This window comes from Geminocystis sp. CENA526, assembly GCF_050753365.1.
In the GTDB taxonomy this organism is placed as follows: domain Bacteria; phylum Cyanobacteriota; class Cyanobacteriia; order Cyanobacteriales; family Cyanobacteriaceae; genus Geminocystis.
Genome location: NZ_JBLZFY010000123.1, coordinates 1 through 10,631 on the forward strand (window position 1 = coordinate 1; position 10,631 = coordinate 10,631).

Genomic DNA, 10,631 nt, shown 5'->3' on the forward strand with positions numbered 1-10,631 from the left:
GATGCCTCTATTTTGATTGGTAGCAATACCTGTCAGGGTAAGCAACCTCTATGAACCAAGAATCCCACGTACTTCAGTCGTGGGAGTGTCAACAATAAATTTTATCGCTCACGGAGGTAACTATCGATCGATAATTGTAAAGATTGCTTAATAATCGCACCATAGAAAGAGATTAAATGAACAATGAGCATTAAGATAAATAACAATAGTTTTTTTAGAATATATATAATACATTTATAACAATGGCAAATAGTTATCAAGTTAGATTAATAAATGAACAAAAAGGTCTTGATAGTGTAATTGAAGTTGGTGCAGACGAGTATATACTAGATGCGGCTGAAAGACAGGGATTTAATTTGCCTTATTCCTGCCGTGCTGGAGTGTGTGTAAGTTGTACTGGTAAATTACGAGAAGGCACGGTAAATCACGACTACGACTTTTTGAAAGCGAAGGAAATCGAAGCTGGTTTTTTCCTTACCTGTAAAGCCTTTGCTACGTCTAACTGCGTGGTAGAAACCCATCAAGAAGACGCTTTATTGGATTTATAGTAGGCTAGTTTGCATTTAAGTAGAATGGTGATGTTAGGGAAAAGGGAAGAGGGAAAAGGCAAAAGTTAAATGCGTCTTAGCTTAGTGAATAATTCCTCATTCCTAATTCCTGATTTTTATGCTACGATAATTTATTAGTACATTCATACATTAAAATTTATGAGTTTAAACATAGTACACTTAGTAGGTAGAGCAGGCTCTAATCCAGAGATTCGTTATTTAGACAGTGGAAAAATTCTTTGTAAATTTAATATTGCTGTAAATCGTCGTAGTAAAAAAGAAGATCAACCCGACTGGTTTGAATTAGAAATTTGGGATAAAACAGCAGAAATTGCTGCCAATTACGTCAAAAAAGGTAGTTTAGTTGGTATTCAAGGTTCTCTTAAAATTGATTCATGGAATGACAAAACCACTGGAAATAAACGAACTAAACCTTTAATCCGAGTCAATAATCTGGATTTATTAACTTCTAAAAAAGATAGCGAAAGTAATAGTGGCTCAGATGATTTTTAATGAAGAATGAAGAATGAAGAATGAAGAATGAAGAATGCAGAATGCAGAATGCAGAATTAACCCCTCAACATTAATTTCTAATAATTTTTTTATCCACTAATTAAAAATATAGATGAAAATTGCTCTGGTTCATGAATGGTTAACTCCTCAAGCCACAGGAGGCTCAGAATTAGTCGTTAAGGAAATTTTAGGTTTTATCGATGCTGAGATTTTTGCCCTCATCGATTTTGAGTCTTCTAACCCCCATAGTTATCTCTACCAGAGACAAATTCATACCAGTTTTTTGCAACATTTTCCCCTCAGTCGTAATGGCGTACAAAAATATTTGCCCCTGTTACCCATTGCGATCGAACAGTTAAACTTAACCCAGTATGATGTTATCCTTTCTTCTTCCCATGCCGTAGCGAAAGGAGTCATTACTCGTCCTGATCAGTTACATATTTGTTACTCTCATACCCCCATGCGTTATGCTTGGGATTTAACCTTTGACTATCTCGATCGAAGTAAACTAGGCAAAGGCATACAAGGGATAATCGCCCGTTATATTTTGCATCGTCTGCGCCAATGGGATGTCACCTCCTCTAACCAAGTCGATTATTTTATCGCTAATTCTCACCACACCGCCCGAAGAATTTGGCGTTGTTACCGTAGGGAAGCAAAAGTAATTTATCCCCCAGTACAAGTACAAGATTTTGTTTATCAACCCCAAAAATCTGACTACTATATCACCGTTTCTCGTTTAGTCAGTTATAAAAAAATCTCTTTGATAGTGGAAGCCTTCAATCAGTTAGGAAAACCCCTCGTTGTTATCGGGGATGGAGAAGAAATGAAGCAAATACAAGCCATTGCCAAGCCCAATATTACCCTTTTAGGAACGGTAAGCTATGATACCCTCAAGGAGTATTTAAGCAACGCTAAAGCCTTTGTTTATGCCTCCTGTGAAGACTTTGGTATTGCCATCGTAGAAGCCCAAGCCTGTGGTACTCCTGTTATTGCCTACAACGCTGGAGGAGCAACGGAAACGGTGATTGATATTCGTCAAGACAAACAAAAGGGTACAGGAGTTTTATTTTCACCTCAAACAGTGGAAGGCTTAATAGAAGGGGTAGAAACTTTTATAGAAGTAGAGAAAGACATCAATCCCGAAAACTGTCGTACTCAAGCGGAAAAATTCAGCGCCGAAGTGTTTAAGCAATCCTATTTAGACTATTTAGAATACTGCTATGAGCAATTTTTTTACCCAAAATCTAACAATTTGTTACACTGGTCAGAATAATTGTCATAATCGAAGAGAAAAGGTGATCAATGTTGACTCAAAACAATAATTTAGTACCCGTAACAGTGCTGACAGGTTATTTAGGTGCAGGAAAAACAACCCTACTCAATCATATTCTCACCTACGAACATGGAAAAAAAGTCGCCGTTATCGTTAACGAATTTGGAGAGGTTGGCATTGATAATCAATTAGTGATTAGTGCCGATGAAGAAATTTTCGAGATGAATAACGGTTGTATCTGCTGTACTGTGAGGGGTGATTTAATGCGCATCATTGGCAATTTACTACAAAGACGAGATAAATTTGATCACCTTGTCATTGAAACTACTGGATTAGCTGATCCTGCTCCTGTAATACAAACTTTTTTTGTGGATGAAGATTTAAAATCTCAGTTACTCTTAGATGCTGTAGTGACAGTGGTGGATACTAAACATATTCATCAACATTGGAACGCTGATGAAGCCCAAGAGCAAATCGCTTTTGCTGATATTATTTTACTCAATAAAACGGATTTAGTCACCGCCAATGAATTAGAGGATTTAGAAAAACGTATTCGAGATATGAATGCCCTTGCTAAGATTTATCGTACTCACAATGCTAATATTAGTATGGATAATCTCTTAGGGATTCGATCGTTTGATATACAAAAAGCCTTAGAAATTGATCCTAATTTCCTCTCAGAAGATGCCCACGAACACGATGAATCGGTGTATTCTGTGGCTATAGTAGAATCAGGGGAAGTGGATTTAGATAAATTACACAGTTGGATGACGGAATTATTACGCACCCAAGGCACGGATATTTTTCGCATGAAAGGAATTTTAAATGCTGTTGACATGGCGGAAAGAGTTGTTTTTCAAGGGGTGCATATGTTGTTTGATGTCACCCTCGATCGATCGTGGAAACCCGAAGAAACTCGTAAAAATGAATTAATCTTTATCGGGCGTAATTTAGACGAAAAACAATTAAAAGAGGATTTTAGGGGGTGTCTAATTTGTACTCAGTAAAACAATAAAAGATACTGTTGGAAAGAGGGAAAAGGGAAAAGGGAAAAGGTGATACTTCGACATTTCGACTGTCTTCTATAACCTAAAAAAAGAGTTTTTGAAATATTATAATTATCAGTCTAATTATGACCTTTTTAAGCGTAAAGTTTTTAGTAGAAAAAAGAGTACAACTAGAGGAATATATTACCGCTTTAAGTTGGTCAAAAGATGATACCCTAGCCATAAGTAGTGCAGGGGGAGAGGTAATGGTAATCAAAGATGAACCAAAATTGATACTCTTAGGCAATGCACAACAAAACTCTATCCACTGTTTAGACTTTTCCCCTGATGGACAATTTTTAGCAGGAGGAGGGCAAGATGGACAAGTGAGAATTTGGGATCGATCGAACCTACAATTAATAGATACCCTAAATTGGGGAAAACAGTGGGTAGAAAAATTAGCATGGCATCCCCAAGAAAATTATCTTGCTTTTAGTCAAGGGCGCTATGTACAAATATGGGATGTTAACTCTCAAGAAATTATCGTTACCTTACTGTTTGAAAACTCCTCTGTCTTAGACTTAGCATGGAATCCCAACGGGCAACTTTTAGCCATCGCAGGAAATGGCGGGGTGAAAATATGGGATACTCAAAATTGGGATGATGATCCTTTTTTCATCGAAACCAACGCCGCCGCCCTCAAAATCGCTTGGAGTCCAGATGGAGAATATTTAGCGGTAAGTTCCCTAGATAAGATAATATTTCTATGGGGAGGAGGAAACCTTGTACCTTGGCAACTATCAGGATTTCAAGGCAAAATTCGTAACCTAACTTGGTCAAACATCTGCTTAGATGATACCCCTATCTTAGCTACTTCCACTAAAAAAGATATTATCCTATGGGAAAAAAATGATCAACAAGGCTGGAATGCCTCCGTCTTAAAATCCCATAACGGTATCATCAAAAATTTAGAGTTTCACCCCCAAAGCCTTTTACTTTTAAGTGGTTGCAGTGAAGGTAATTTATCTTTCTGGGAAAATGCTCGTACTCTAACACAAAATATCAAAGAAATATCAGGTGGGTTTTCTAAACTACTCTGGAATACATCAGGATACAAATTGGCTATAGGTAGCGATCGAGGAGAGATTGTAATATTTAGAGTTTGCTGAATAAATCAGAAGGTTATTAAAATCAAAGGTTTAGACATACTACATCAACTAAAAAGAGTTCAATCTTCACAATTTTTACTCAAAAACTGAGCATTTTTTACTAAATTTTATTTAAAACAATTTTGTATTATATATTAATATAAAGTCTCAAAACCTTGATTTTTGTCATTTATTCACTCTTCCCTTTTCCCAAATCCGCTTTTCCCTCTCTTCATCAAAATACTTTTTCAGCACCCCCTAAGTACTTATTTCCATAATTTTGCTTTCGGAGTGTTGCTATACCATCTGAATAATACTTTACCTAATAATTTAGGATCATGGCGTACATAACTACTATCTTTATTCTCATTCATGATGTTTGCCTGTACAATTCTTCTACCCTGTTTGACAACTTCCTCTCGATCGAGATAGACTGGATGACAATGCTTAGAAGCGTAATATTTTAACACTTCTTGGGAAGGCGATCGACCTTGAACTAAGACGGCATCAAATATTTTACCACCACAAACTCGATCGATGGCACGAATATGATCACTTACAGTATAACCATCGGTTTCCCCTTTTTGAGTCATAATATTACAGACATAAATTTTAGGAGCGGAACTTTGTGCAATCGCTTCTCGAATTTCTGGCACAAGTAAATTAGGGATGATGCTAGTATAAAGGCTACCCGGTCCCATAATGATATATTGGGCTTCCTTAATGGCTTCAATTACCGCCAAAGTGGCAGGAGGATTAGGGGGTTTACAGCCCATTTCCACGATTTTTCCCCCAACTTCAGGAATATTCGACTCCCCTTCCACAATTCTACCATCCTCAAATTTTGCCCATAAAGTTACATCACTTAAAGTCGCAGGTAAAACTTTTCCCCTTACCGCTAATACTTTTGAACTAGCCTCGATCGCCCCCTCCAAATCGCCAGTAATATCCGTCATAGCCGTTAAAAACAGATTACCAAAACTATGACCATTTAAGCCCTCTCCAGCTTTAAAACGATATTGAAATAACTCTGTGAGTAATTTTTCTTCATCCGCCAACGCCGCAATACAGTTACGAATATCCCCCGGCGGTAAAATGCCCATTTCTCGACGCAATCTTCCCGAAGAACCACCATCATCTGCTACCGTAACAATAGCGGTGATATTAGCACTATAAGCCTTGATTCCTCGCAATAGAGTGGATAATCCCGTGCCACCGCCAATGGCAACAACTTTTGTGCCTCGATTTAAACGGCGATAATTCCACAAAACCTCGATTAATTCTTCTTCACTATTAGGATTTAAAACCTCTGTAATTGAGCCTAAAGTACGAGTTTGCCCCCAGTATAATAAAAATAAACCAAAAATTAAGACCAAAGGACCAGAAATATAACTTGGTACATTATTGGTAATTTCATTAAGAAGATCAACGATAAAATCTAAAAAACGATATATAGGGGTTAATTTTGTCCAAATTGCTATACCTAAAACCGCTAGGAAAATGCCAATCATGCTAGTTAGCAACCAGCGTTTAACCAAAATGCCAGGAGATAACCACTTATACAGATGATTGACTTTTTTACGACCGTTACGATTATTAACCATAGAATTGGAAAACTATAACAACTAATTGCTAATAGATTATAGTGGATATAGTTTGTTTTCGCTTATCGTCAAAATATTGTGGTAGCAAAAAACTCTTTTGAGTCCTCATTAAAATTAGAATTGAGATATGTCAATTATCTAATTTGTGATTTTATTATTATCTTAATATATAAATAATAAGGACTCATCCCTCAAAATTGAAGCAACAATGAATAAATTAGCCAGTAGAATATCTCAAGTTAATCCTTCCATTACCCTTACTATTACTGCAAAAGCTAAAGCCATGAAAGCTGAAGGGCTAGACGTTTGTAGTTTTAGTGCCGGTGAGCCTGATTTTGATACTCCTGATCATATCAAACAATCTGCTAAACAAGCCTTAGATGAAGGTAAAACTAAATATGGTGCGGCGGCAGGAGAAATGCCTTTGCGTCAAGCTATTGCCCATAAGCTCAAAAAAGACAATAATTTAGACTATAAACCCGAAAACGTCATCGTTACCAACGGCGGTAAGCATTCTCTATATAACTTGATAATGGCACTTATCGAAAACGATGATGAGGTAATTATTCCTGCACCTTATTGGTTAAGTTATCCTGAAATGGTGACATTAGCAGGAGGAAAATCCGTTATTATTACTACCACTGCGGAAAATGAGTATAAAATCACTCCTCAACAGTTAGAAGATGCTATTACCCCTAAAACTAAGTTATTCGTCTTAAATTCCCCTTCTAATCCTACTGGTTCAGTATATACTCCCGATGAGATTAAAGCATTGGCAAAGATTATTGTCGATCGAGATATTTTAGTGGTGTCTGATGAAATTTATGAGAAAATTCTCTATGATGGGGCTACCCATTTAAGTATTGGTGCTGTTAACGAGGAGATTTTCAAACGTACCCTGATTAGTAATGGTTTTGCGAAGGCTTATTCCATGACAGGATGGCGTGTAGGTTATATTGCGGGTGATGTTAATATTATCAAAGCCATGACAACAGTTCAAGGTCATAGTACTTCTAACGTCTGTACTTTTGCTCAATACGGTGCCATCGCCGCTTTAGAATCTTCTCAAGACTGTGTAGCTGAAATGTTATTATCCTTTGCCGAAAGAAGAAAGGTAATGTATTCTGCTGTGCAATCTATTGCTAATATCAGTAGCCCTTTACCTGCTGGTGCTTTTTATCTATTTGTGGACATTAGTAAAACGGGTTTAAAATCCCTCGAATTTTGCGATAAATTGCTAACTCAAGAAAAAGTTGCTACTATTCCGGGGGTTGCTTTCGGAGACGATAATTGCGTTCGTTTATCCTATGCTACTGATATGGATTCGATCGAAAAAGGGATGACAAGATTAAATAATTTTATCAATTCCCTGTAACTGAGAGCTTTGGTATGAGCGTGTTAGGTTATAGTCACACAATTTCCTTTTTATTAATTTTCGCCCCACGATAAGTAACTGTACTTTGTTTTGACTGGGGTGCTGAATCAAAATTTTTCAAACGATTATATTTGAGGCGATTGTAATGAAAACCTCGATAAGTCATGGAAGATTTTTTTTGTTGACTGTTTTGATCTTCGGGTATTATACTGTTAGATGCTATCTCCACTTTTTCGATTCTATTTTTATCTCGATCGTCCAGATTAACACTAGGTTCTGTAAACTTAGTAATAGATTTTTGAGTGAGTAACATTCCCGTTGCTAAAATTGCCAAGAGAATAGGAGTAGGTGCGGATACCAGCCCGACAATACAAGTAATGGCAGCAACAAAAGCTGATACCGCTAAAACTAAGCAAATAATCAGTTCCATAATTTTTACTTTGACTACAATATTAATATGAAAATTTTTAATAGGTATATGAATTAAACCGTCACAACTGACGCAATCATAACCCTATTCTGACGAACACACACACAGCACACTCTTAAAACTCGATATTTGGAGAAAAATGTGTAAGTCCAGAAAAAGAACAACTGACTAAGTATAACATTTTTTTATTATTTATATTTATTTTTATTTATATTTTTATAATATCGTTAAACAGTGAATAGTAGATAATTCTTAATTCTTAATTCTTAATTCTTAATTCTTAATTCTTAATTCTTAATTCTGATTTATTCAGCAACTCTTAATTAAATTATGGCTTTAAATGCAATGCCTTCCTCGATGAAATTAGGGGCATTTTGTCTAATATCTTGCCTTTGTGCCTCTGTGGCATACAAATAAGTACCGGGTAAATCTTGATTCTGAAAACGATAAATATTCCCTCCTAGGCTACTATCTACACCATAAACATAAAAAGCAATTCCTTCTAAAATAAAATTAGGATAATTTTCTATAATAGATTGACTTTCTTCTTCTCCAGCATACAAATATGTACCTGCTATATCTTGATTTTGAAAACGATTAATAACAATTAAATCGTCATCTGGTTCAATTCCCACATAAAAATCAATATCTTTTTCAGCAAAAATAGGATAATTTTCAATTACACTTTTTCTTTCTTCTTCTCCCACATATAGATAAGTATTGGGTATATCGGTATTTTCAAACTTGTACATCGGAGTATTTAACCAAGAGGAGGATACTATTTCATCTGCTAAATACTGATTGAATGCAGATGTGGGATGTACACCATCAATAAAGGCAAATTGTTCAATGGTAAGATTGGGTGGTAAATTTGTTTCTCCAGAAATATAATCTACATAGGATATATCGATAATTGCCTCATTATTTAACTGATTTTCCCATGCTGTTAAACCATTATTAAAAACCTGAAAACCATCGTTTACTTTTACATTTGGGACATCATTATTTTCATTGTCAAAAATATTGATCAATTCTTGGTTAACTTGAAAAGAAATCTCATTTAATAATATTCGAGTTTCTCCACCAATATCAAGGGGAATATTGTTATTTATTTGCTCATCGGTTTTGATGACAAAAGGGGTATTTCCAAGGGGAGATAAGCCGATAATAGTAATATTTTCTGTTTGATTTTCGATTGCAATAACACTTTGACTAATATTGTTGACAATTTCATCAACAGTTTGATTGATTAATAATTCATTATCGTCATTTTCTGGAGTTAAAAAAATATTAGCAAAATTCGGATCAGCGAGAATTTGTAAAACATCATTACTTCCTGCGCTGATAATAACTTCTACGGGATTATTACCATTAAAATTCTGTTGAAATAATTGTACTTGAGAAAGTAAACCAATAGGTTGCTCATCTAAATTATTTCCTTTTGAGCCAAATACTCCTGTCGTTGCACCTGCAAAAGCATACACCACATTTTCTTCAGATGGATTGGGAGGAGAGGCAACCATGGCGTTACCGACTAAAGAATCTGCCCCGATACCGAGTCTATCGGCAATGGCTTCTCCTAAAACTTGCCCATTGGATGCTTTGCCTTCACTATAAGGTGGAGTTGGGAAAGGCACTATGCCTAATGGTGCTACTGTAGTACTCAAATTTCCTATATCTAATAAGCTATCGCCTAGAAAGATAACAGTCATTTCTTCCTCCAAATATGTGTTTCCTGATTATCCTCTACATTATATATATTTTTTTTGTAGTTTTACTGAACAAAGGTATAATCTGAGTACTTAATGCCTTGCTTTTCAGGTTTGTGTAATCATTTATTTTACTTATTCTTCTTCGGAAAAAGAATTTTCATGGGGGGTGATACTATTAATTAAATTAATCAAGTTATCCCCTTTTTCTAAGGATGAATCCTCAATAAATCTGATTTCTGGGGTGTGCCTTAAACGGATTCTTTGCCCCAAAGACTTTCTCACAAAAGGAGTACAGGCTTTTAAGCCTTCCATCGTTTCTTTTTTCGCTTCAGGAGTACCGTAAATACTTACGAATACTTTAGCGTGTTGTAAATCTCCTGATATTTCCACTTCTGTAATGCTAACCATTCCAGAACCAATTCGATCGTCTTTAATGCCATAAATAAGCATTTGACTGATTTCTTTTTTGATTAAAGATGAGACTTTTTCGACTCTACGACTATTTGCCATTATTTCTAAATAAAACCAAGTTTTGATTATTCGTTGCGATAAAAATTGATTAGACTGGATCAAGACCTAGCATCGCTTTCAGGGTAAAATAGAGAAAAGAAAAACTACCTATTAATAACCCGAAGATAGCTGTAGCTGTGATAGGATTTTTGAATAAAGGTTTAATTTGTTCCCATAAGAAAAAGAATATTCCTAATACTAAACTCACCATATAGCGAGGATAACGTAACACATTTTCCCAAAAGCCTTCCATAATAACTATATCTTTATTTTTATCTGCTAATTCATATCTAGTTTACCAGAATTTTTGTGACTAAGGAATGAGAATTAAGAATTAAAAATTAAGAATGGAGAATGTAGGGATTTAATATATTAAACCCAACCCCATCAAAAAATCACAAATAACGATTGCCTCATCGTATTTTGATAAAGATAGGGAAAAGGCAAGAGCGGATAGATTACCGCCCAGAATCCATGAAGTAATTGAGCCAATAGGTATTGACTTAGGTTGTAAAACTTTTGCCACTCT

At 35.6% G+C, this 10,631-nt stretch carries 11 protein-coding genes; 6 read left to right on the plus strand and 5 right to left on the minus strand.

What is annotated here, in order from left to right; genetic code table 11:
* Positions 1-242 precede the first annotated feature (242 nt).
* From ACN4EE_RS20160 to ACN4EE_RS20180, 5 genes are all read left to right on the plus strand, one after another.
* Positions 243-548: a 2Fe-2S iron-sulfur cluster-binding protein gene (locus tag ACN4EE_RS20160; protein ID WP_431708291.1), complete on the plus strand. Its 306-nt coding sequence runs from the start codon at positions 243-245 to the stop codon at positions 546-548.
* Between the two features lie 159 nt (positions 549-707).
* Positions 708-1,061 carry a single-stranded DNA-binding protein gene (locus ACN4EE_RS20165; protein ID WP_431708292.1) on the plus strand — a complete coding sequence of 118 codons (354 nt, stop codon included), beginning with the start codon at positions 708-710 and terminating at the stop codon, positions 1,059-1,061.
* 112 nt (positions 1,062-1,173) lie between these two features.
* Positions 1,174-2,337 (plus strand): glycosyltransferase, encoded by a 1,164-nt coding sequence (locus ACN4EE_RS20170; protein WP_431708293.1) that lies wholly within the window; start codon positions 1,174-1,176, stop codon positions 2,335-2,337.
* A 29-nt stretch (positions 2,338-2,366) separates the two neighbouring features.
* Positions 2,367-3,344: a CobW family GTP-binding protein gene (locus ACN4EE_RS20175; RefSeq protein ID WP_431708294.1), complete on the plus strand. Its 978-nt coding sequence runs from the start codon at positions 2,367-2,369 to the stop codon at positions 3,342-3,344.
* A 125-nt stretch (positions 3,345-3,469) separates the two neighbouring features.
* Complete coding sequence (locus ACN4EE_RS20180; RefSeq protein ID WP_431708295.1) at positions 3,470-4,492, plus strand: WD40 repeat domain-containing protein; 1,023 nt, start codon at positions 3,470-3,472, stop codon at positions 4,490-4,492.
* A gap of 245 nt (positions 4,493-4,737) precedes the next feature.
* Here ACN4EE_RS20180 and ACN4EE_RS20185 read toward each other — a convergent pair whose 3' ends face one another.
* Complete coding sequence (locus ACN4EE_RS20185; RefSeq protein WP_431708296.1) at positions 4,738-6,075, minus strand: gluconeogenesis factor YvcK family protein; 1,338 nt, start codon at positions 6,073-6,075, stop codon at positions 4,738-4,740.
* Between the two features lie 208 nt (positions 6,076-6,283).
* Between ACN4EE_RS20185 and ACN4EE_RS20190 the strand changes: the two genes are divergently transcribed.
* Entirely contained in the window at positions 6,284-7,450 is a 1,167-nt protein-coding gene (locus tag ACN4EE_RS20190; RefSeq protein ID WP_431708297.1) for a pyridoxal phosphate-dependent aminotransferase, read from the plus strand.
* A 34-nt stretch (positions 7,451-7,484) separates the two neighbouring features.
* Here the strand turns inward: ACN4EE_RS20190 and ACN4EE_RS20195 are convergent, their stop codons facing one another.
* The 4 genes from ACN4EE_RS20195 to ACN4EE_RS20210 form a co-directional block, all read right to left on the minus strand.
* Positions 7,485-7,880: a hypothetical protein gene (locus ACN4EE_RS20195; protein ID WP_431708298.1), complete on the minus strand. Its 396-nt coding sequence runs from the start codon at positions 7,878-7,880 to the stop codon at positions 7,485-7,487.
* A gap of 323 nt (positions 7,881-8,203) precedes the next feature.
* Positions 8,204-9,592: an SGNH/GDSL hydrolase family protein gene (locus ACN4EE_RS20200; RefSeq protein ID WP_431708299.1), complete on the minus strand. Its 1,389-nt coding sequence runs from the start codon at positions 9,590-9,592 to the stop codon at positions 8,204-8,206.
* 132 nt (positions 9,593-9,724) lie between these two features.
* On the minus strand, positions 9,725-10,102 hold the full coding sequence (gene rbfA / locus ACN4EE_RS20205) for a 30S ribosome-binding factor RbfA (RefSeq protein ID WP_431708300.1): 378 nt from the start codon (positions 10,100-10,102) through the stop codon (positions 9,725-9,727).
* Positions 10,103-10,151: 49 nt separating this feature from the next.
* On the minus strand, positions 10,152-10,355 hold the full coding sequence (locus ACN4EE_RS20210) for a DUF751 family protein (RefSeq protein WP_431708301.1): 204 nt from the start codon (positions 10,353-10,355) through the stop codon (positions 10,152-10,154).
* Positions 10,356-10,631 lie beyond the last annotated feature (276 nt).

Excerpts from the sequence above, each read along its gene's own strand:
- ACN4EE_RS20190 (WP_431708297.1), top strand. The coding sequence starts at position 6,284 with ATGAATAAATTAGCCAGTAGAATATCTCAAGTTAATCCTTCCATTACC.
- ACN4EE_RS20160 (WP_431708291.1), top strand. The coding sequence starts at position 243 with ATGGCAAATAGTTATCAAGTTAGATTAATAAATGAACAAAAAGGTCTT.
- ACN4EE_RS20185 (WP_431708296.1), bottom strand. The coding sequence starts at position 6,075 with ATGGTTAATAATCGTAACGGTCGTAAAAAAGTCAATCATCTGTATAAG.
- ACN4EE_RS20170 (WP_431708293.1), top strand. The coding sequence starts at position 1,174 with ATGAAAATTGCTCTGGTTCATGAATGGTTAACTCCTCAAGCCACAGGA.
- ACN4EE_RS20175 (WP_431708294.1), top strand. The coding sequence starts at position 2,367 with ATGTTGACTCAAAACAATAATTTAGTACCCGTAACAGTGCTGACAGGT.
- rbfA (WP_431708300.1), bottom strand. The coding sequence starts at position 10,102 with ATGGCAAATAGTCGTAGAGTCGAAAAAGTCTCATCTTTAATCAAAAAA.
- ACN4EE_RS20210 (WP_431708301.1), bottom strand. The coding sequence starts at position 10,355 with ATGGAAGGCTTTTGGGAAAATGTGTTACGTTATCCTCGCTATATGGTG.
- ACN4EE_RS20200 (WP_431708299.1), bottom strand. The coding sequence starts at position 9,592 with ATGACTGTTATCTTTCTAGGCGATAGCTTATTAGATATAGGAAATTTG.
- ACN4EE_RS20180 (WP_431708295.1), top strand. The coding sequence starts at position 3,470 with ATGACCTTTTTAAGCGTAAAGTTTTTAGTAGAAAAAAGAGTACAACTA.
- ACN4EE_RS20165 (WP_431708292.1), top strand. The coding sequence starts at position 708 with ATGAGTTTAAACATAGTACACTTAGTAGGTAGAGCAGGCTCTAATCCA.
- ACN4EE_RS20195 (WP_431708298.1), bottom strand. The coding sequence starts at position 7,880 with ATGGAACTGATTATTTGCTTAGTTTTAGCGGTATCAGCTTTTGTTGCT.